The following is a 22,252-nucleotide window of genomic DNA, read 5'->3' on the forward strand; positions in this document are numbered from 1 at the left end:
AGCTGATATTGATTTGACCGGCAACGAGCTGGCGCAATACCTTCTGGGGAATGCGGGTGAAAACTACCTGAAGACTGGAGGCGGTGCGGCCGATTTCATGAGGGGGATGCAAGGCGATGACAAGTACCGAGTCTACAATACTGCAGATTCTGTCGTTGAAAGTTCCGGGCAAGGCACTGACAAAGTTTACACTTCTGTCAACTACGCTCTGATGGCCTCTTCCCACGTTGAGTATCTTCAAACCAATAGTTCAAGCGGCACCAGTGACATTGGGCTTACGGGGAATGAGCTGGCGCAAACGATCATCGGCAATACGGGTGACAACCGCATAGACGGCAAAGATGGTACCGATATTCTCCGAGGATTGGGTGGCAGCGATACCTTTGCGTTCTCCAGTTCTTTGGGGGCCGGAAACGTCGATACGGTTCTCGATTTCAACGTAGCAGATGACCAATTTGAATTGGAAGATGCGGTCTTCTCTGCGCTGTCCCTAGGCACCTTGGGAGCAAGCAGTTTCGTCGCCAATGTTGCTGGGCAAGCGGTAGATGCTTTGGACCGTGTCATTTATGATGTTAATGACGGTGGATTGCTCTACGATGTGGACGGAGTAGGAGGAGCGGACGCCATTCAGTTCGCGTCGCTTTCCGCGGGTTTGACGCTTTCGAACAATGATTTTGTTATTGTGTAAACCCAAGCGTTACGCTGTCGCGAATTGGACAAGTCCAAAAATTGTGTCCGTGGTATTTGCGATTCAACCAGTGCAGTTGCAGAGTCATTGCGTGCCGTCACCATTAGTGAGGTGAATTGGGGTAACCTCTTCATCTGGGATAGTTCCATTCGGAAGCTTTTAGTAAAAATGTTTCCCCATCATGACGATGGCATGGTTCATGCTGATGCAGGTCAACAGAAATGTTCAGGGCAAACTTGGCAATTTTCTTTGCTTCGGAAGCCGAAATTGCATCATTCTAATTGGCACCGATGAAACCGACAGAAGCTGCCGTTTCATAGACCGGCGTATCCCGTTAGACATAGTCGTCCATTAGTTTCTAGGGGTGCAATGAGGCTGCCTTTAGCCTGAGCTTAGCGCGAATACTTGCACTCATCGGTTGGGATGTTGTTCATTATTCCTATTAAGGCGATTGACCGTTTCTCACCGAACTCGGGCAAGACACCGGACGGAGTATTCGCGCTCCACTTAGGCTTCCCAACTCTCCAGACTGTGCAATCTGAACGTACGCTTGACCAATAGATTTTTCCCTAAGGTCAGCAGTAAGGATGATGGTCTCATTAACACCTATGGCTTGGACCGAGACGAATTAAGCATTCATTTTTCTCCGCAGTTGGACGCATCCACGATGCTGTTAAAAAATTTTCGATGGTTTTCTGCGTCGATTAGCACGTCATGATCGTGTTCCACTTAAGGTGCCTTCTTAGCGCTAGAATAATCGGAAGAAACCTGTCTTTTGTCACGCTCGTCGCACGTCGAAATCGCTCCTACTAGACGCAACAACGACCACATCCGGTCGCTAAAGGGGCCCAAGAGTTGGCACTAAGCGAAGCGAGGCAAATAGTGTATGCTTTGGGTTTAAAGCCTCGCGTGTTGGATGCGACGAGCTACAGGGTTTATCGGTATCTTGCAGATGGCTCTATGGACTAGAAATTTTCATCCCCGCTTACAGATGCGAGCACAACGATCCGCGAAGGTGAGGCGCTTGCAGACGGCGGCGTGCTTTTGGTTATGGAAGGCAACAAAAGGCTTTCACTGACCAAAATGACCGATGCCGGTATTTTAGACATTGGCTTTGGAACCAACGACCGTGTGAACATCCTTTTCAATGCATTCGAGCAATCCCCTCATACTGTAGATGGTGGCGCTAATGGTGAAATCTATCTGGCCGGAGAAGCCGACCGAGATTTTGTCGTTGTACGTCTGAATGCGGATGGGTCGCTGGATACAAATTTAGGCGCAGATCGGACCGGGTATATAAAACACCTGTCGGAACAGCCGGTGACAACGGTCTGGAAGTTCTGATCTAGGATGATGGTAAAATTGTCGTCCTCGGAAATCGCCAGAATTCAGATATCAACCAATTGGATGCTGTCACAGTTCGCTACAAACCCGGTGGAACACTGGACACCGCTTTTGGTGAGAATGGCTGAACTGTTGTTCGAAACGCAGAAGATGGATCGGCCCAGTTGCTGGATGACGGAAGCATCGTTGTCGCGGGTACCCGAGGTATTTTTTTCTGACCAAGAACGGTCTGTTCGATCACTCATTTTCAAAGGCTATTACAGTCGATTCCATTGTTACACTTCGAAACGACACCCCTATTCTCCTGTTAAACACGGCAGGTGTATTTGACGAAGAGTTGTCAGCACTGAACGATGGCGCAGGGGACTTTGACGGTGCATTCCTAACACTTGGAGGTTTGGACGGTCGTGATGCGCGGGACGAATTTAATTTCAAACTGAACCAGTCCAGTACATTTTCGGTTCCCGGAAATTCTCTCTTAAACGACGAGAATACCTTCGCAAAATTTTCTAACTCTGGCGGCCAATTGAAATTTGAATTCACCGGAACTGGCGGCGTGACCCCGCCCACCGCTCCGGTTCACGAGGTGGTGTATACCATAGCTTACGTCAATACAGCATTAAGCCGTCCAAAAACTTTCTTTTTCGATTGGACGTTCAACGACGGCAACATGGGTAATCAAGGTAGCGGCGGTGACTTACACACCAGCGGAGCCACAAGCGTTTCAATCCACGGTAACAACGTTGAAAGATTGATAGCGGATGACCTGAACGCCATGGCGATTGATGAAGGCTATTATGCAACCGAGTTTGTGACCTTTAGATTTACAGCGACGGATATTTTGCGGCGGAACAAGGAGTTGTCAGTTTCGGATGAACGCTTTGGAATGGGCACGACCGTTGAATCTGACACATTCGAACTTGTCCTACGATCCGGCACCAATATCGACTATGAATATGGGAGGGACGCCGGTCCGATTGGCTTCGTTGTCTCTGGCCATCGCGCGGGAAACCCAGAGGATGTTTTAGGCGAGCAAACTTTTTCTCTGATGATAAACGATATTGAGGTTGAAGGACCATCTCGGCTGATAGGCGCTGCAGGTAATGAGTACATATTTTCGACAGGCGGAAATGACACGTTGCGAGGTGGCGAAGGTGATGACAGGCTTCATGTGTCTATCTCGACCGCATTGCCGGGTGTTTATGACAGTGGAGATGGTCTGGATTCTCTGATTTTGCATTCTTCTAGTGCGTCTCGCAGAGACCTGCGATCTCACGATATCAGAAACATCGAATCGTTGGCGATCAAAGCCGGGCACATAATCGTGTCCGGGCAACAATTCCGTGAGTGGGGGGGAGGACTGCAGCTCAGCCACAGGGTCGTGAACGTCCACAATCGTATCCTGGAAATTCAATTTGGAGAGATTACGAAAGTGGATCTGTCGAACAGTATGGAGACAGTGATCCATGGTGGAAATAGTGATGATAAGGTCCGCATAGCTGCGGGTGATCAATTTACCAAAACAATAGGGTCTCTGGCGCGCGATCACGTGTTGGGTGGATTGGGCGGCGACCAGATGTTGGGTGGGTTGGGTGATGATACATTGATCGGTGGCGATAGCGAGGATTTGACGATTATCGTCACAGTCAGTACCGACGCCGAAATTTATAACAATTCGAATGGTGTTCGGATCACATCGGAGCAAGGCAATGATGTCACTCGCAGCGACGTAGAGTCTGTTCAGTTTTTTGGTGGGACACTTGACTACGCCGCACTTGCTGCCGTGGCCCAAGATGCAACGGTGACCGGTACGGACACCTCCGAGAACGTAAAAGGATCTGCGGCCTCAGAACAGATTAGCGGGTTAGGTGGGGCTGATTGGATTACTCCGGGTGGCGGCAACGACACGATCAATGGCGGCGCGGGCTCGGATTACGCACTGTTTTCCGGCAATCGGGCTGACTACACATTAACGCGGACCACGGCCACCGAGGTAACCGTGTCCGGTGCAGATGGCGTGGACGATGTGGGGAATGTCGAATATTTCCAGTGCTGCGGTCAGTATCAAGAGTAGCGATGTGCAGAAAGCGGTTCTTTCGAAGTGACCAGATCTATCCAAGCTAAATCTGGCACTATTGTAGACAAACGAACCGTGGTTTCCTGCAAGATATTGTTTGAAAAGTATGTCATTTTTCAATTTGGAGCGAAAATTCTTCTGCATCGCTCGAATAGTTAGGCACTGCTGGAACAGACGTTGTAAGACTGTTTTCGGATCACAGGCCACAAACTCCAAACTTGGAAAACTCATTTGCATTGCACTACTATCACCGGGGGCCGCCACACAGAAAGGCTGGTCAAAGCAATTTTCACGTGCAACGAATTGTGCCAAATACCTTAACTTGAGGCGACCTAGTGGAGAACTCCAGCGGAACGATCTCTTCTTTTGTGACAGAGGTTACAAACGGCTTCCAAAGCTGGATGACTTCTTTTACGTTTGAAGCCCTATTTTGGCCTTTGGCTTTTGTCCTTCTGGTTTTCCTTTTCAGGCGATGGTTTTCTGCACTCTGCTTGTCAGCAATGCGGGTTCTGCTTAAGCGGTTTCAGGTGGAATTATCTGACGAAGTGGCCCAGTAATTTCGAACTGCTGCTCAAATCCTGGTTGTCACGTTCGCGGTGTTTGCGGCCAGTGAAAATCTGGTTTCCGATGGTGTTGGCAAAGTCTTTCTTGACCGGGTTCTCGCATCCATTGCCACAATCGCGATCTTTGGCGCTTGGTTTCAACTAAGCGGGCCATTTGCCTCTTTGTTAAGAAGCGAAAACTCTCAACGCATTGCGGTTGAAGCTGATTGGATACAACGTTTGACCCAATTTGCGATCTTGCTTTTCGGTCTGACATCGCTTTTGAAAGTCTGGCAGATAGACATTACCGGAGCGTTGACAGGTGTGGGTGTCCTTGGTGCAGGGTTAGCCATCGCCACTCAGGATCTGATTAGAAACCTGGTCGCGGGAATGACAAATATCAGCGAAAAGCGGTTTGAAACAGGTGATGCCATTCAGATTGAAGGACAGTTTGTCGGGACAGTGAAACGCATCGATTTGAGATCGACACTGATCGTCGGTTTCGATCAAATTCCCCGCTATATCCCCAATTCTGATTTGTCGAACTCCATTGTTCTGAACTACTCGGCGCGAAAACACCGGCGGATCATGCTAAAAGTGCCATTGGTGCTGTCCGCAACACAGGAACAAATCGAAACCGTCCGGGATGCGCTCAGGAACTATTGCACAACGTCCGGAGATTTCTATTTGGACGAAGACGCTCCTAACTATGTTTATGTTGGGGACTTGGGGCCGAGCTCTGTTGATATCCTGATCTATATCTGGACGAACGGACCGGATTATGAAGAGTACCTTGCGGTTTCCGAACGATTGACCCTAGCTATTTTGAAAATTACGAGGGATGCCAACACGGCATTGGCTTATCCAACGCAGACCCTAAAGGTCGACCCCACTTTGGATTTTGAGAGCCTCAAAGCAAAGGGCTGAACAGGCGAGCCAAAGGCGCACCGTGCCGCTGTTTGAAATTTCGATCTGACACGGACTGGGTCAAACGGAATGATCGCTTGAAATCAGCTTCGAACATTGCCGCCGTTTTTTCAGCAGTTTCTTCACCAAAAACGATGGCGGTCTCTTCAAAATTCAAGCGGCAGGAGCGATTGTCCAGATTGGTTGTGCCGATCGAGGATATCATATCATCTACCAAAATGACTTTCTGGTGCATGAACCCTTCGTTGTACCTCCAGACCTCTACGCCCGCCTCCATGACCTCGTCAAAGTATGCTAGTGCCGCAAGCCAGGGGATCTGATGGTCGACCACTTCTGGCGTCAAAACCTTCACGTCAACGCCACGCATGGCCGCCAGTTTAAGGCATGTAAGAATATCTGTTTCCGGGACAAAGTAAGGTGACGCAATCCAGAGCCGACTGGTTGCAGCATTGATCAAGCTGCAAAAGTAAAAACTGCCGGTGTCAAATACGTCCCCCGGGCCAGTGGCCAACATAACACCGTCTCTGTTGGCATCAGCAACTTCGATATCCCAATTCAACGAAGCAATTAGGCTCTCTTTTGTGGCCCAGTGCCAATCTTCAACAAAGATGAGCTGTAGTTGCTGGACAACAGGGCCGGTTAACCGAGCATGAGTATCGCGCCAAAGGCCAAACTTTGGATTTTCGCCCATGTACTCGTCGCCCATGTTCAATCCGCCGGTAAATCCGACTTTCCCGTCAACAACGACCGTTTTCCTATGGTTTCTGAAATTGATTTGAAACCGGCTCTTGGGTCCTCCTCTTGCATGCGCATTAACAACCTCAACACCCCCGGCAGAAAGGCTGTCGAGATAAGGTTTGGGTAGTTTGATGCAACCAACGGCGTCGTAGATCAGGCGAACCTTCACACGATTGCGCGCACGATCCAACAGAACATCCCGCAGTCTTCCACCAACTTTGTCATCATTAATGATGTAGGACTGTACGAGCACATAATCTTGGGCGGCGGCAATCGCATCAAAAATCGCAGAGAACGTTTCCTGACCATCGATCAGCAGGTCCATATCGTTCCCTGAACCAACCGGTATGTCACCAATTTTCTCAAGAGCCGCGTATATTCCGGCATTGTCTTCAATTCTTGGAGGGAACTTTTCCTTAAAGGTCTTCAGCCCACTGATGACTTCGTCACTATCCCGACGCCCCGTCAGGTAGCCCTCAAAGTGGAAACTGCCCAGAAATAGAAATGCCGGAACTGCCACATAAGGGGCCGCTAGCAAAAAGGCGACCCAAGCGACCGACCCTTGTGGTGTTCGCGCATGCCGAACCGCTAAGACTGCACAATACACAGCAGCAGCTTCTAGCAGTAAAAAGAGAAACAGACCTATTTGAAAAGACAATGAAACCTCATATCGAAAGTGATCTTACTTTCGACAGGCTAGTGCATAAAATGAAATTCTCATAAGTGTTTTGAAACTCGCTCCACGCAAGGTCTGTTCGGTTTCAGATTAAACCCTGTTCACTGCATTTTTGTCGCTTTGGGTAGGCACATTCACAAAAATTCTCGACCTTACTCGACTGACCTGTACGATGCATTTGCAAAACCAAATGGGAGCCACACTATTTGGTAGGGGGAGTATTCGATGACCAAAACAGATGAGCAGGCCCATTCGCCTGTACCGGTTGCGTGGACTCCAACATGGTTTCTTACGATTGTGACCCTTCCTATTCTTCTCGGATTGCTCTGGTTTGGTCGGGACTTTTTAATGCCGGTTGCGCTTGCGACGCTTCTCTTCATTTTGAACATGGCGCTAATCGATCGCCTGAACTCGGCGACTTTCGCCGGACGAAACGTACCACGCTGGGTGGCCTATATTGGTGCGACTGCCCTGATTTTCGCGCTTCTCTTATTGTTGGGATACAGCGTTGCATCACAGGCTGAGGCGTTTCAAACCGAACTGCCAAAATACACCGAAAGGTTGGCGCAAATCAGGGTTCAACTGCAGGGCTTCATAGGCTCTGAAAACCTGACTGCCGCCGAAACCTCCATTGAAAACTTCGATGTCGAGGGCCTGTTAACCGGATTTGCGTCGTCTACAGCAAGTGTTGCTGGCAACGTCGGATTGATCCTGATGTATCTGGCCTTCATGTTGGCCGAGCGTGGGGCGTTTACCGAAAAACTGCCTCGCTTGTGTAACACGACAGAGCAGGCACAGCGCGTGAAAGACATCTTGGATGCTATCTCTGCGGGTGTGCGTCAGTACATGTGGATCAACGCCGCAACCAGTGCGATGAGCGGAACGCTCGCCTTTATTGTTCTCAAATTTCTTGGCGTGGATTTTGCAATTTTTCTCGCGTTCAGCGTCTTCTTGCTAAATTTCATACCAAATATCGGTTCATTCCTCGCTGTATTGTTCCCGACGCTCGTAGCATTCCTTCAGTTTGACACCCTAACGCCCGCACTGATCGTCGTCGTTGTCTATGGCGGTGGGGACGCAATCATCGGAAACATCGTGCAACCCCGCCTTCAGGGGAAGTCACTCAATCTCAGTACCTTTTTTGTAATGCTCGCTCTGACATTCTGGGGCATGATGTGGGGCGGGGTAGGCGCTTTTATCGCGGTTCCTCTTACTGTGGTGATTATGATCATCTGCTCGCAAATCCCGGGGCTTCGGCCGTTTGCTAAGTTGTTGTCCAGTGACGGAATTTTACCTGATGATCCGGCCACTGCCTCTGATCTATCGGGCGGTTCTAGGTCACCAGAAATAGCGCCCGGCTTGAGAGAGCAAACCGCGTTTGGGAGCAAAGAGCCTATCGACGAGGATCCGGAGCTTATTGCCATAAAGCAGGAGCTTATTGAAAGAAAGAAAACGCGCCAAAAGGCGCGAAAATCTCCGAGAGGGTCCTCCAATTAGACGTTCTTTAAAGGGTAAAAATTTGTTTCCTTCTCGACGTTCAAAGTAGCCTACTTTCCTTTCATATCCGAAAATACTGTAGTCAGAACCGACACCCCAAAAGTCGAAAGGGATCCTAAGGACTGGTCGTCAAGTCCTTGATTTATTGATAACTTCATGGAGTTTTGCCAAGTATTCCAACACACCCTCGATATCGGAAATCGCCATCTCACAGACTTCAACTGCGGGAACACATTCTTCCCCAACACTGGTGTGGTTAGCAACCAGCGAAATCTACCTAGACTTTAACATAAAGAATAAGGCGAGATTCGACAGGATCAGGCCGATCAGAACGGCAATTCCAACGAAGGCCATCGTCAAGGTTGATTACGGAACAAACGCAAGCAAATAGTGCGTGATCAACTTTTGGGCTCGATAGCCCATCGTAGGTCTCAGGTAATCCAACGGCAACTCGCCAAACTTTTTCTTCAAGTTACCAGGCCTGGGTTCCGCTTTCGCGAATTCGATACTGCATCAGGCTCATTTCCTGCGCTTGGAATCTTCCTCGCACGGGCCTCACAACTCAGCATTGCCATTTGACTAATGAGCTGGGTCACCCTTCGTCGTTCTGACTCCGTGTCAGGGTTTCAAGGAGTTGGTTTTGGCCCAGTCTGGCCAGAAACCGGCGTATTCGATTCCGAACAGGATCAGGCAAAAAGCGATGATGGCGAATACCATTAATACTTTCTTTTCCGATGGTGGATTTCGCGCCCAGCGCGACATTCGCAGAAAATGGCGCATGTTCATGAGAAACACCATTGCTGCGCCGCAGCGGTGCACGGGGGGTGCACGTAAGGTGCACCGATATCACCCTCAGGGATTTGGGGGTTATTCTGCATCCGCGACAAATCGTACCTTGCCGATGAACGGCAGGTTTCGGTTGCGCTGTGCGTAATCAATTCCATACCCCACAACAAATTCATCAGGGATTTCAAAACCGATCCAATCAGATCTGAAATCAACCTCGCGCCGGCTGGGTTTATCCAGCAGGGCAATAGACTTCAGACGCTTGGGATTGCGGCTTTGCAGTAGTTGGGTCACGTGGTTCAGGGTGTGTCCGGTGTCAACGATATCTTCAACAACCAGCACGTCACGACCTTCAATTGCGCCACGCAAGTCTTTGAGAATGCGAACTTCCCTGCTACTTTCCATGGTATCACCATAGGATGATGCTTCCAGAAAATCTACTTCGATCGGCAGGTCTAGTTCGCGGACGAGATCAGCGATGAACACAAAACTACCGCGCAAAAGACCCACAACAACAAGCTTGTCGGTGCCACCAAATTCATTCACAATTTCACGACACAACTCTTCGATCCGGGCCGCAATGGCCTTGGCTGAGATCATTGTATCTATCACATATGCGCGGTCGCTCATCGCTGCCCCCTTGATCTTTCGCGCGCAACATACGACATGACGCGCCATTGTCACCCAATAATGCAGGCCCCTATGCCCACCCATTCAGAAACCAGACCGCTGCCGTACACCGCTCAGCAAATGTACGATCTGGTCGCTGACGTCGCCAAGTATCCGCAATTTTTACCGTGGTGTGCCGCAGCCCGCATACGGCGCACAGTGCCTCAGGGCGATGCCACGATGATGGAAGCGGATTTGATAATTTCGTTTAAAGTGTTCCGCGAACGCTTTGGCAGTCGGGTGGTTCTGTTTCCAAACGATCTGAAGGTGGATACCGAATATCTGGACGGTCCGTTTAAGTACATGAAATCCACCTGGAGTTTTGTGGATACAGAGCAGGGGTGTGACGTTTCCTTCTTCGTGGATTTTGAGTTCAAGAATGCCATTTTGCAGGGCATTATCGGCGTTGTTTTCAACGAAGCCATGCACCGCATCGTACGCGCGTTTGAAAATCGCGCAGCTGATCTGTACGGATAAGCTTTACCGCCCGGATATGGGCGTTAGACTGCCCGCATGACACAGTTTTCTAGTTCGTTGGCCGCATTTACAGCCGGCCCCGTAACCACCACAGCCGCCGCTCGTTTGGTAACTGCTTTGTCTGCGCTTGATTGGATTTCGGTCGGGCGAGCAGGCGTGAAGGAACCCGTATCCCAGATTACACATGATATGGTTTTAGGAGAATCCGGGGCGGGCCAGTCAACGTTGTTTGGGGCAGGGGCTGCACCAGCTCGCTCTGCTGCCTTGGTGAACGGAACCACGTCGCACGCGTTGGACTATGACGACACTCATTTCGCCCATATCGGTCATCCATCCGTTGCCGTTTTTCCTGCGGCTTTGGCTATGGGACAGGTGCACAACAAACCTCTTGTTGATGTGCTTGAGGCCGCTTTAGTTGGGATGGAGGTCTCTGTCCGCGTTGGGTTGTGGCTGGGTCGGGATCATTATCAAACCGGATTTCATCAAACCGCAACGGCTGGGGCGTTTGGCGCCGCGGCTGCTGCGGCGCGTTTAGCCGGTTTGAATAGCGAAGAAATTCAGATGGTTCTGGGTCTGACCGCTACCCGTGCAGCTGGCCTAAAGGTGCAGTTTGGAACCATGGGCAAACCCTATAACGCAGGCCTTGCCGCATCGGCCGGGGTCGAAGCAACGGAATTGATCAAACGCGGCTTTGTTTCACAGCCCGAGGCACTAGAGGGGGCGTTTGGATTTGGCGCAACGCACCATGGTCAGCAAGACGTGCAAGCTGGACTTGACGGTATTGGAGATGAATGGCTGTTTGAATCTGTCAGTCACAAATTCCATGCCTGTTGTCATGGGCTACATGCTGCCTTGGAAGCCGCCCGGACGTTGGATATCGCAGAACCAGAAGTCGCTGAAATCCAAGTGAAAACAAGCCCACGCTGGATGAGCGTTTGCAATCAGATTGCGCCGACCACCGGATTGGGGGCCAAGTTCTCATATCGCACAGTCTTGGCGATGCGCGCCATTGGGTACGACACCGCTAAGCTGGAGAGTTATTCAGACAACGTTTGTGCAGATCCGCGTCTGATCCGGCTCAGGGATAGGATCAAAGTAGAAGCTGATGAAAGCCTATCTGAAACAGAAGCAAAACTGACCATCCTACGTCGGGATGGTGCGCGGTTAGAGGCGCATCACGATTTGCAATCGCCGCTGTCGCTTTCGGATCGCGAAGATCGTGTGCGGCGTAAAGCCAAGCTGTTGATTGGAAACCAGATGGCAGACGAAATTTGGGCGATGTTACAAAGCGGTGGCAGCGCACATGGGTTGGCCAAATACCTAACGGTCACATCTTGAGTGAAAGGGCCGATTCATTTGGAACCGGCCCCTGAACTTTGGTTTTACCCAATCCGATAGTTCGGAGATTCTCGGGTGATCTGAACGTCGTGCACGTGGCTTTCTTTCAAGCCGGCACCCGTAATTTTGACGAACTCACAGTTGCGGCGCATCTCATCCACGGTTGCACACCCAGTGTATCCCATAGCCGCGCGCAGACCGCCAACCAGCTGGTGAATGACGGCGCCTGCCGTGCCTTTGTAGGCAACTTGACCTTCGATACCCTCGGGAACTAGTTTGTCGCTTGCGGCATCCTTTTGGAAATATCTGTCTGCAGATCCGCGTGCCATTGCACCCAAAGACCCCATGCCGCGATACGATTTGAACGACCGGCCTTGGTACAGGATCACCTCGCCGGGGCTTTCGTCAGTACCCGCAATCATCGAACCGACCATAGCGCAGGATGCACCCGCCGCGATGGCTTTAGCAAAGTCGCCAGAGAATTTGATACCACCATCCGCAATAATCGGAATATCACCAGCAGCCGAGGCGCAATCCATGATCGCAGTGAGCTGAGGAACACCGACACCGGCAACCATACGTGTGGTACAGATTGATCCGGGTCCGATACCAACTTTTACCGCATCCGCTCCGGCGTCGATCAAGGCCTGCGTTGCGCGAGCCGTGGCAACGTTGCCAGCAATGATCTGAGTATCGCCGGGCAGGGCGCGTGCACGTTTGACAGCTTCTATAACACCAGCGGAATGCCCATGCGCCGTATCGATCACAACGATATCAACACCGGCGTCAATCAACGCCTCGGTCCGGGCAAACCCTGAATCCCCAACAGAGGATGCAGCAGCGACCCGCAGACGGCCCAAATGGTCTTTGCATGCTGTTGGGTTTAGAACCGCCTGTTCGGTGTCCTTGAGGGTCAGAAGGCCTGTCAGCTTGCCTTCACCATCGGTGACAAGCAGCTTTTCAATCCGACGCGCGCGCATCAGGCTTTTGGCCTCTTCCAGCTCGGCAGGTTCCTGCAACATAGCGAGATTGTCGGACGTCATCATGACACGAACGGGCGTGTCATCATCGCTGGCAAAGCGCATATCGCGGTTTGTAACGATCCCCACAACACGACCGGTCTCATCCACCACGGGGAAGCCGGTGACACGATAACGTTCTTGCAGGGCTTTGGCATCCGCAAGGGTTTGATCCGCTGTCAGCGTGATCGGGTTGTAGACGATCCCGGATTCAAACCGCTTAACCCGGCGAACTTCTTTGGATTGTTCTACCAGATCCAGGTTTTTGTGGATCACACCGATACCACCGGCCTGAGCCATTGCGATCGCCATTCTTGCTTCGGTCACGGTGTCCATGGCCGAGCTGAGCAGCGGGATGTTCATGGTAATTGCACGCGTCACTTGCGTGCTGGTATCCGCCGTCGACGGCAAGACCGACGAGGCCGCCGGTACCAATAGAACATCATCAAAGGTGAGTGCCTCACGAATCTGCATCTAGTAACCCCTATGCATAAGCCCGTTTGACGGCCACCCTATCGCATGGATTGCCAGCAGGGGAAAGCCCCCAAGCGCATAGAGTGATTCACGGGTGATTTTGGACGAATTTGTTCCGCAATCGCGAAAAACGACGCCATGAACAATCAACGTGCCGTTCTCTGGCCTTTCCCTTTCTGTCGAAACCCATATCTTGCGACGAAACGCGCAACACCAAAGGCAGTCCCCGCATGACAACCGATCCTCTTGTCGTCTTCACCCCATCCGGCAAACGCGGGAACTTTCCCGTCGGTACGCCGATTCTGACCGCAGCACGCCAGTTAGGCGTTGATTTGGACTCGGTCTGTGGCGGGCGCGGAATTTGTTCCAAATGTCAGATTACTCCGTCTTATGGTGAATTCCCCAAGCACGGTGTCACCGCAACAGAAGGTGCGCTGTCGGACTGGAACGCGGTGGAGCAGCGCTACGAGGATAAACGAGGGCTCAAGGCTGGGCGTCGGTTGGGGTGTCAGGCAACTGTTTTGGGCGATATCGTGATTGATGTTCCCCCAGAAAGCCAAGTCCATCGTCAAGTGGTACGCAAAGCAGCCGCCGCGCGTGCCATTACGATGGACCCTGCAACGCGGCTGTACTTTGTCGAGGTCGAAGAGCCTGACATGCATTCGCCAACGGGTGATTTGGAACGCTTGGAACGCGCCCTCAAGGATCAGTGGGATATCCCGGCGATCACAGCCGATTTGTCGCTGATGTCAAAACTGCAGCCTGCCTTGCGTAAGGGCAAATGGCAGGTGACAGTGGCTGTCCACAAAAGCCATTCGGGTGCAACCGCCAGTATCACCGAAATCTGGCCGGGCCTGCACGAAGGCGGGCTTTATGGGCTGGCGATTGATTTGGGGTCTACAACAATTGCCGCCCACCTGACGGATCTGGAAACAGGAGAAGTTACTGCATCGTCGGGATTGATGAACCCGCAGATCCGTTTTGGTGAGGATTTAATGAGCCGCGTCTCGTACGCAATGATGAATCCGGGCGGCGACAAAGAAATGACCCGAGCGGTGCGCGAGGCGATCGATGATCTGACCAAGGGCATTGCCGAAGAAGGGAATATCGATCCCAACCTGATCGTCGAAACCGTGTTTGTCTGTAATCCGGTAATGCACCATCTGCTGTTGGGCTTGGATCCGGTTGAATTGGGACAGGCACCGTTTGCGCTGGCAACGTCTCAAAGCATGTCACTGGACGCGCGCGACCTTGATTTGACGACCATGAATGATCGGGCACAGGTGTACATTCTGCCCTGCATCGCGGGTCACGTTGGGGCGGATGCTGCGGCTGTAGCGCTAAGCGAAGAACCCGGTAAATCCAAAGACTTGGTTTTGATAGTTGATGTGGGAACCAATGCTGAAATCCTGCTTGGTGACACCTCTCGTGTACTGGCGTGTTCGTCCCCAACAGGGCCAGCGTTTGAGGGTGCCCAGATCAGCTCTGGCCAGCGCGCCGCGCCCGGCGCGATCGAACGGATTGAAATTGACCCCGCCACCAAAGAACCGCGGTTCCGCGTGATTGGTTCGGACATCTGGTCCAACGAAGATGGTTTTGATGCGGTTATCGCAACAACTGGCATCACTGGCATTTGTGGATCTGGTATCATTGAGGCGGTCGCTGAATTGCGCATTGCGGGCCTGCTTGATTCATCTGGCTTGCTCGGGTCCGCTGCGCAGACTGGAACGGAACGAATGGTTCCCGAAGGGCGCACCCATTCCTATCTGATCCATGATGCTACCGCCGTAGGGGGGCCGCGTATCACAGTGACTCAGGGCGATATTCGGGCGATTCAGTTGGCGAAATCAGCGCTCTATGCAGGGGCACGGTTGTTGATGGATGAAATGAAGGTCGACAAGGTTGATCGAGTTGTTTTGGCCGGCGCCTTTGGCGCGCATATCTCTACAAAACATGCGATGGTTTTGGGCATGATCCCGGACGCACCGCTTGAAAACGTATCCAGTGCTGGGAATGCTGCGGGTACAGGCGCACGCATTGCACTGTGCAATGTTGCAGCCCGGGTCGAGATTGAGCGTGTAGTTGGCGAGATCACTAAGGTTGAGACTGCGATTGAACCAAAGTTCCAGGAACACTTCGTTGCAGCGAATGCGATTCCGCACAAGACGGACCCGTTTCCTGAGCTATCCAAAATCGTCAGCTTACCAGATCTTACTTTCAATACTGGCGGTGAATCAGATTCGACCTCGGGTGGACGTCGACGTCGGCGCCGGGGTTAACCCTTTCTATAACATGTGTCCTGTCACCCTTATGTTGGCAGGACAAGCGGCTCACTGCTGGGTGTTTTGAATGCTCAGGGCAATCTTTGGTCATCTAATCCGCTACAAGATTGAGATGCCTTCAGAATCAAAGAAAAAGCCTGCGTAAGATACGCAAGCTTTCAAAAAGGTCCGTTGTATTAGAAACTCGGAATCAGCGGCCCCAGTTCCGTACTTCGCCACAATCCATGTGTACGAAATTAGAACTCGAATACCGGCCCACACCACCTGCACGGCACGAAGACGCGGCTCTTGCGATCTGGCTTACCGACCGGGAAGACAACCTAAGGTCAGCCGCCTTACCTTGCATATGAAGTGAGTTTTTTGCGACCCCACGCGACCGACGGCGCAACATGGCATTGGTTTTTGGGCTACGATACCCCGACAACATCATGTAGGGTTCGCTGATATCCATCAGGTTGTGAGATGCAGCCATGATGTCAATTGTGCGAAGATCGATGCCTTTGACCTGATCCGTTCGCCAATCCCGCATGAAGTGGTTCACTTCTTTCACAGCGTCTTTGATATACTTTCCGTCGATCCAATACACCATATCGATGCGCTCCCCGGTGCGCCCCGAATACATCCGGATGCGGCGAATGTCGCCACCTCCGCGAAGAAAGCCTGCTGCGTTGGAATAAGTAGGCGCGGCGATTACAGCTGTTGCTGCGAATGCTCCAAGTAGCGCGCGCCGGGTCAAGCCCGATGAGCAAATTTCTGTCATTTCCTGCGTCCGTCCCGTATGTCGTCCTGCCTGCGCTCGATGTTACGTGCGCATTGGTTAATATCCATCCCCGGATGTGCTGTGTATGCCACAGGTCGATTCTCACGCCAAGAAGTGTTTGTCGGTGGTTCAAATTAGGGGGAATTTTCGGCAGGAACTTGCGCAAATGCGATTTTTTCGCTGAAAACGAGAAAAATCCACTCAATCGCGAGAGGCCTCAAAGGATCCGAAAGGCACGCCTGTAAATCTCATCGGCCTTGAAAAATTAGGCCCTCATGGATTTGTGAGTAGACTTTTCCCCGTGATTTTTCACAAAATGGGTTGGATATTCGACCCTTATAGCTTTGCGCCTCTTCCAAGGAAATTCCTATGATTCCCCGATTCGTCCAGCCATCTGGCAAAACTTTGATAAAATTCCTGAGTGTTGCTTGGTTGGTTCTAAGTGGAGCAGCGCCTGTTTCAGCCCAAATAACGGCGTTTAAGCAAGCGGTAGCAGAGGCTGCATCTGAAAACGAAGGCGTTTCCGCCTTTTATCGGGACAGTGGCTATAAAGCGATCTGGACAGGAAAAGACGCGGAATCGATGGAGCGCCGTTCTGCACTGTTTAACGCATTGTCGTTGGCTGATCTTCATGGGCTTCCACAAGATCGTTACAAAGTTGAAGCGCTCAAGGCGCAAATGGCAGACGTCCGGTCCGTACGTGATCTGGGGCAGGTCGAAGCGGCCTTGAGCCAGATCTTTGTTAAATATGCCAGAGACCTGCAAAGCGGCTTTATCAAACCGTCTACGATCGACAAAGATATCGTTCGCAAGATCACTCGCCCGGAATCTAACGTTCTTCTCAGTGAATTCGCCAACGCGAAACCAAGCGCTTACCTACGGCAGTTGGCCCCCGCATCGTCGCAATACCGGGCGTTGCTCAAAGAAAAAATATCTTTGGAACAATTGCTCGCAGCGGGTGGTTGGGGGCCATCGGTTCCTGTTCGAAAAATGAAGAGTGGGGATACCGGGCGCGATGTCATAGCGTTACGCAATCGACTGATTGAGATGGGGTACCTGAATCGTACCGCAACATCCCAATACGATTCCTCTATGCAAAAGGCCGTCGAAGCCTTTCAGAGATCGCACGGGCTTGAAGTGGATGGAGTCGCCGGAACTGGAACAATCAAAGAGATCAACAAATCCGTCGCGGATCGCCTTAAGTCGGTGATCGTTGCCCTTGAACGAGAGCGGTGGTTGCCACGTGAACGCGGCAAACGTCACATTCTGGTGAACCAAACGGATTTCTCCGCGCAGATCGTTGATGAGGGATACGTCACGTTCCAGACACGGTCTGTCATCGGCAAGAACATGGAAGGTCGGCGGACTCCTGAGTTCTCTGATGAAATGGAACACATGGTGATTAACCCCAGTTGGTACGTCCCACGTTCGATCATCACCAAAGAATACCTGCCAAAACTGCGGGCCAATCCAAATGCGGTGTCGCATATAGAAATCACCGACAGCCGAGGCCGACGGGTTAATCGGGGCGCAGTAAATTTCTCAAACTACTCCGCAAAGACATTTCCGTTCTCTATGCGTCAGCCGCCCAGTAAGCGAAATGCGCTCGGCCTGGTTAAGTTTATCTTCCCAAACAAGCACAACATCTATCTTCACGACACACCGCAAAAGCACCTTTTTGCGCGTGAAGTTCGAGCGTACTCTCATGGGTGTATTCGTTTGTCGCAGCCGTTTGAATTTGCGTATGCTCTTCTGGCCCATCAGGAAGAGAACCCCAAGGACTATTTCCACAGTGTCTTGAATACCGGAACCGAAACCAAGGTTCCTTTGAAACAGAAGCTGCCCGTTCATATTATTTACCGTACAGCCGTTGTTACGAATACCGGCAAGGCCGAGTTCCGCAAGGACATCTATGGGCGTGATGCAAAAATCTGGGATGCAATGCGCCGTGCAGGGGTGGCCCTGTCCGCCGTTCAGGGGTAAGCACATCAGACCACCACAGTCACCTTGGGGTCTTAGGCATGGAATTCACAGTGCAACACATCGCGGAGGCTCTTGGAGCTGAAGCAGCGGGAAACAAAGACCTAATTGTATGCGGGGCATCTGAACCGGCTGATGCGACCGTGCAGGATCTTGCTTTGGCAATGTCACCTAAATACGGCGACGCCCTTCGCCAAGGACAGGCGCGCGTAGCAATTGTATGGCCCGGCGCAGATTGGCAGTCATTTGGGCTGGAGGCTGCGATTTTCACGCCGAGACCTCGGATGGCGATGGCGGGTGTCACGCAGATGATGGATGCTGGGCAGGGTGTTCCAGAGGGGGTCCATCCGGCTGCGGTTATCGATCCCAGCGCAATTATCGAAGCGGGCGTATCGATCGGCCCCTTAACCGTGATTGGTGCCAGGGCACGCATTGGGGCTGGATCAGTGATCGGAGCACATTGTTACATTGGTATGGAGGCCACAGTTGGGCAGGGCACATTTCTGCGGGAAATGGTCAGTATCGGTGCCCGGGCCATCATCGGTGACCGGTTTATTGGACAACCCGGAACACGCATTGGGTCTGATGGTTTCAGTTTTGTAACGCCAGAGGTGTCCGGGGTCGAAAACGCGCGAAAGTCGCTTGGTGACCAAGGGGACGCCAAAGCGCAAAGTTGGATGAGAATTCACTCGATCGGGGCCGTCGAGATTGGCGATGATGTAGAAATAGGTGCCAATTGTACTATCGATAATGGAACCATACGGAACACCTATATTGGATCTGGAACTAAGTTGGATAATTTGGTTCACATCGGACACAATGTGCGTATTGGAAAAGACTGTCTTGTATGTGGACAAACCGGTATTTCCGGGTCTGTTGAGGTCGGCAACAACGTTGTGTTTGGTGGGCAGTGCGGTGTGTCTGACAATATTTTTGTCGGAGACGGTGTTGTAGCAGCTGGTGGAAGCAAAATCTTGACCAACGTTCCTGCGGGGCGTGTTGTTATGGGATATCCTGCGGTAAAGATGGAAACACATACAGAGATTTACAAAGCGCAGAGACGCCTGCCACGCCTGCAACGTGACGTAGCTGATCTAAAAAAGACGGTTTCCAAATAGAGGCTAAGCGATTAAATCAGCCTCAGATCAACATGTAGAGGATCGTCATGAGCATCAACGACCGGGTCATCGCCATCATCGCGGAGCAGGCCGTTTTGGAACCTTCCGATGTCACACACGAAAGCACTCTTGAAGATTTGGGAATCGACAGTCTAGGGCTGGTAGAGAGCATTTTTGCTATCGAAGAGGAATTTGACATCTCAATTCCCTTCAACGCCAATGAAACGACACAAAGCGAATTCGATCTTTCAAATGTGGCGGCTATCGTCACGGGGATCGAAAGGCTTGTGGCAGAAAAGGTTTAACAGGCGTCATATCATGAAACGCGTTGTTATTACCGGGGCTGGAACCATTAATGCTCTGGGACATTCTGTGCCCGAAACGTTGACGGCGATGCGCGAAGGGCAGTGCGGAATTGGGGCTTTGGATTTTCGCGATGTCGACAGGCTCACGATAAAAATTGGCGGCCAAGTTCATGGATTTGAAGCTGAAGGGCGGTTCAACCGCCAACAAATGACACTGTATGATCGGTTCACTCAGTTCACTTTAATCGCCGCAAAAGAAGCAATTACGCAATCAGGGATCGTGTTCAGCGGAGAAATGTCTGCCCGGTCTGGTGTAGTTCTGGGAACCGCGGGTGGCGGCGTCAGCACATGGGATGATAATTACCGGTCTGTCTATGAAGACGGGAAAAACCGTGTTCACCCGTTTGTGGTACCTAAATTGATGAACAACGCAGCCGCCAGTCACGTTTCCATGGAATATAACCTCAAAGGGCCTTCCTTTACGGTTTCGACGGCTTGCGCTTCGTCCAACCATGCAATGGCACAGGCCTTCACGATGGTTCGCAGTGGAATGGCCCCGGCAATGATAACAGGCGGCTCTGAGTCTATGCTGTGCTTTGGTGGTGTCAAAGCCTGGGAGGGATTGCGCGTCATGTCCAAGGATGCCTGTCGCCCCTTCAGCGCAAATCGAAATGGCATGGTTCAAGGCGAAGGCGCTGGTGTGTTTGTTTTCGAAGAATACGAACACGCGCGTGCCAGAGGTGCCGAGATTTTGTGCGAAGTTGCCGGCTTTGCTATGTCTTCTGATGCGACAGATATCGTTATGCCCTCGAAGCAGGGCGCTGCACGAGCAATGGCAGGGGCCCTATCGGATGCCCGGATCAACGCCGAAGATGTCGGGTATATCAATGCACATGGAACGGGTACGGCGGCCAACGACAAAACAGAATGCGCAGCTGTCGCAGACGTGTTTGGCCCGCATGCGGACAACCTGATGATCTCTTCAACCAAGTCGATGCACGGGCATTTGATTGGTGGAACCGGCGCTGTTGAGCTTTTGGCCTGCATTATGGCCCTGAAAGACAGGGTGATTGCCCCGACGATTGGATATGAAGAGGCCGATCCAGAATGTGCGCTGGATGTAGTGCCGAATGAGGCCCGCGATGCCAACGTGGATGTGGTTTTGAGCAATGCATTTGCGTTTGGCGGTCTCAATGCGGTGCTCGCCTTGCGCAAAATTTGAGATTTGAAAACAAAAAAGTACTAAGAGCCAAGTTCCGGCTACTCAGTTCTTTGCCAGAAGTGTTATTAATAAATACTTGCACCATAGGTGTGGATCTCTCAGCGCAAGAAATTCTCCAGGTCCCTTATAGACCCCTGTCACTGCCGTCTTTCAGCCTAGGCCCGTGCTGCCGAGGGCGCGAAGCCTCTCTTTCGCCTCCATGTCGCGCTATGCAACTCAGTATCCGGCTATGTTTTAGATCGTCTACACGCCCCTTGGCTGAATGAGTATTGGTGACATTCATTTGCTTTCCTGTCTGGCTTCAATAGGAAAAAAACCGGTTCGTCCGAAGATACCAGAAATGAAAATATCGGTGAAATACATCACCGATATTTGCAAAATAATTCATGGAAAAAGCTGGTCCGTAAAGGGTCAGAATTTTTCTAGGTCGCGGTTGGTAAATCAGTTGCTGACAACGTCAACAATATCATACCCCGCCGTGAACCCTTTCAGCGACATTGTAAGATCGATGATCTGATCAGGCGCGGGTGCAGGAACCAAAGAGATTTTTGCTTCTGCCCCTTTTTTGAACGCATCAATGTCAGCTTGCGTCAGGCCAATCTGAGCGACACAGCCAATAGGGTTACAAAACGAATAATTGTATCGTTTGCCCGGGGCGCCATCGACAGAAATAGTCAATTGTGCGGGCAGCAAGGTTTCTAACGGGACCACAATGGTTGCGCCAGCAACTGCGGCTTGACCGGACTCTAGCCGAAACAATGAGAATTCGGCCATCGGATTATCCGCAGAGTCCGTCAGAACTTGCAAAAGCGAGCAAGGGTCTGTCTCTGCTTCAGTTTTGACGCAAGCCAAATCCCAAGACCCAAATGTTTCTTTCGAATACCGCTGACCCAAAGCTGGACCTTCGGCAACGGGTTGACCGAGATCCAAAACCTCTTCGACAGGTTTCGCGTCTTCGGTTTCGGGCGTTGTTGTTTCCTGGGCCGATACACCCGCTGTCATGGTCAGCAGCGCAAGAGCGCTCAGTGCGGAGAGTCGTGTAATGTTCATCTGATGCCTCATTCATCGAAACTGCTTGAAATTCGTCTAGCATGCCCCGGTTCCAGTGTCAGTCGCAATTGGGTGACGTAACTGGGAATTGACAAGAATTCGCTGATCCGATTGGTCGGAAAGCAAAAGAAAAAGGAGACCGCATATCGATCTCCTTTTCCTTATTTTTCTCCCCGTCGGACTGGCCGACTTAGTTATTGAGCGGAGGTTACGAGAGGGGGAGAGATCGGTCAACAGCTAACAGAAAATTTTGTGACAAGAATTTTGATTACTTGAAAACCCT

At 51.5% G+C, this 22,252-nt stretch carries 18 protein-coding genes; 13 read left to right on the plus strand and 5 right to left on the minus strand.

The genetic code is table 11. From position 1 onward, the window contains the following. The 5 genes from ABWV33_RS11820 to ABWV33_RS11840 form a co-directional block, all read left to right on the plus strand. Positions 1–688: calcium-binding protein (locus ABWV33_RS11820; RefSeq protein WP_353330948.1), on the plus strand; the 688-nt coding region annotated here is incomplete at its 5' end. A 1,038-nt stretch (positions 689–1,726) separates the two neighbouring features. Continuing rightward, complete coding sequence (locus ABWV33_RS11825) at positions 1,727–2,032, plus strand: NHL repeat-containing protein (protein ID WP_353330950.1); 306 nt, start codon at positions 1,727–1,729, stop codon at positions 2,030–2,032. Between the two features lie 17 nt (positions 2,033–2,049). Next, entirely contained in the window at positions 2,050–2,160 is a 111-nt protein-coding gene (locus tag ABWV33_RS11830; RefSeq protein ID WP_353331491.1) for a hypothetical protein, read from the plus strand. Positions 2,161–2,369: 209 nt separating this feature from the next. Beyond that, complete coding sequence (locus ABWV33_RS11835) at positions 2,370–4,106, plus strand: calcium-binding protein (RefSeq protein WP_353330952.1); 1,737 nt, start codon at positions 2,370–2,372, stop codon at positions 4,104–4,106. A gap of 599 nt (positions 4,107–4,705) precedes the next feature. After that, the gene (locus tag ABWV33_RS11840) at positions 4,706–5,578 is read left to right on the plus strand and encodes a mechanosensitive ion channel family protein (protein WP_353330954.1); all 873 of its coding nucleotides are present in this window, start codon (positions 4,706–4,708) and stop codon (positions 5,576–5,578) included. Here the strand turns inward: ABWV33_RS11840 and cls are convergent. Further along, positions 5,562–6,974 carry a cardiolipin synthase gene (cls, locus tag ABWV33_RS11845; protein ID WP_353330956.1) on the minus strand — a complete coding sequence of 471 codons (1,413 nt, stop codon included), beginning with the start codon at positions 6,972–6,974 and terminating at the stop codon, positions 5,562–5,564. The two genes, ABWV33_RS11840 and cls, sit on opposite strands and share 17 nt — an antisense overlap. A 243-nt stretch (positions 6,975–7,217) precedes the next feature. Here cls and ABWV33_RS11850 point away from each other — a divergent pair, with 243 nt between their 5' ends. Beyond that, positions 7,218–8,489, plus strand: a complete 1,272-nt coding sequence (locus tag ABWV33_RS11850; RefSeq protein WP_353330958.1) for an AI-2E family transporter — start codon at positions 7,218–7,220, stop codon at positions 8,487–8,489. Between the two features lie 867 nt (positions 8,490–9,356). Here ABWV33_RS11850 and hpt read toward each other — a convergent pair. Beyond that, positions 9,357–9,905 (minus strand): hypoxanthine phosphoribosyltransferase, encoded by a 549-nt coding sequence (gene hpt, locus ABWV33_RS11855; RefSeq protein ID WP_164617245.1) that lies wholly within the window; start codon positions 9,903–9,905, stop codon positions 9,357–9,359. Positions 9,906–9,977: 72 nt separating this feature from the next. Between hpt and ABWV33_RS11860 the strand changes: the two genes are divergently transcribed. Together ABWV33_RS11860 and ABWV33_RS11865 are read left to right on the plus strand one after the other, a co-directional pair. Beyond that, positions 9,978–10,421, plus strand: coding sequence for a type II toxin-antitoxin system RatA family toxin (locus tag ABWV33_RS11860; protein ID WP_113824189.1), 444 nt, complete (start codon positions 9,978–9,980; stop codon positions 10,419–10,421). Between the two features lie 36 nt (positions 10,422–10,457). Further along, positions 10,458–11,759: an MmgE/PrpD family protein gene (locus ABWV33_RS11865; protein ID WP_353330960.1), complete on the plus strand. Its 1,302-nt coding sequence runs from the start codon at positions 10,458–10,460 to the stop codon at positions 11,757–11,759. A gap of 44 nt (positions 11,760–11,803) precedes the next feature. Here the strand turns inward: ABWV33_RS11865 and guaB are convergent, their stop codons facing one another. Then, on the minus strand, positions 11,804–13,252 hold the full coding sequence (gene guaB / locus ABWV33_RS11870; RefSeq protein ID WP_113824191.1) for an IMP dehydrogenase: 1,449 nt from the start codon (positions 13,250–13,252) through the stop codon (positions 11,804–11,806). Between the two features lie 230 nt (positions 13,253–13,482). Here guaB and ABWV33_RS11875 point away from each other — a divergent pair, with 230 nt between their 5' ends. Further along, entirely contained in the window at positions 13,483–15,531 is a 2,049-nt protein-coding gene (locus ABWV33_RS11875) for an ASKHA domain-containing protein (RefSeq protein WP_353330962.1), read from the plus strand. Positions 15,532–15,724: 193 nt separating this feature from the next. Here the strand turns inward: ABWV33_RS11875 and mepK are convergent, their stop codons facing one another. Further along, the gene (gene mepK / locus ABWV33_RS11880) at positions 15,725–16,294 is read right to left on the minus strand and encodes a peptidoglycan L,D-endopeptidase MepK (protein WP_113824193.1); all 570 of its coding nucleotides are present in this window, start codon (positions 16,292–16,294) and stop codon (positions 15,725–15,727) included. A gap of 369 nt (positions 16,295–16,663) precedes the next feature. Between mepK and ABWV33_RS11885 the strand changes: the two genes are divergently transcribed. From ABWV33_RS11885 to ABWV33_RS11900, 4 genes are read left to right on the plus strand one after another with little or no spacing between them, the layout of a single operon-like run. Then, a complete protein-coding gene (locus tag ABWV33_RS11885) occupies positions 16,664–18,277 on the plus strand; it encodes a L,D-transpeptidase family protein (protein WP_353330964.1) in 1,614 nt (537 codons plus the stop codon). A 38-nt stretch (positions 18,278–18,315) separates the two neighbouring features. Beyond that, positions 18,316–19,392 carry a UDP-3-O-(3-hydroxymyristoyl)glucosamine N-acyltransferase gene (gene lpxD, locus ABWV33_RS11890; protein ID WP_353330966.1) on the plus strand — a complete coding sequence of 359 codons (1,077 nt, stop codon included), beginning with the start codon at positions 18,316–18,318 and terminating at the stop codon, positions 19,390–19,392. A gap of 47 nt (positions 19,393–19,439) precedes the next feature. Further along, positions 19,440–19,697, plus strand: coding sequence for an acyl carrier protein (locus ABWV33_RS11895; protein ID WP_113824196.1), 258 nt, complete (start codon positions 19,440–19,442; stop codon positions 19,695–19,697). Between the two features lie 13 nt (positions 19,698–19,710). Next, entirely contained in the window at positions 19,711–20,919 is a 1,209-nt protein-coding gene (locus tag ABWV33_RS11900; RefSeq protein WP_353330968.1) for a beta-ketoacyl-[acyl-carrier-protein] synthase family protein, read from the plus strand. Between the two features lie 441 nt (positions 20,920–21,360). On the opposite strand, the gene ABWV33_RS11905 is transcribed toward ABWV33_RS11900, so the two are convergent. Then, positions 21,361–21,969 (minus strand): invasion associated locus B family protein, encoded by a 609-nt coding sequence (locus ABWV33_RS11905; protein ID WP_174217225.1) that lies wholly within the window; start codon positions 21,967–21,969, stop codon positions 21,361–21,363. Positions 21,970–22,252 lie beyond the last annotated feature (283 nt).

This window comes from Phaeobacter sp. NW0010-22 (assembly GCF_040365955.1).
Lineage (GTDB): Bacteria > Pseudomonadota > Alphaproteobacteria > Rhodobacterales > Rhodobacteraceae > OMPR01.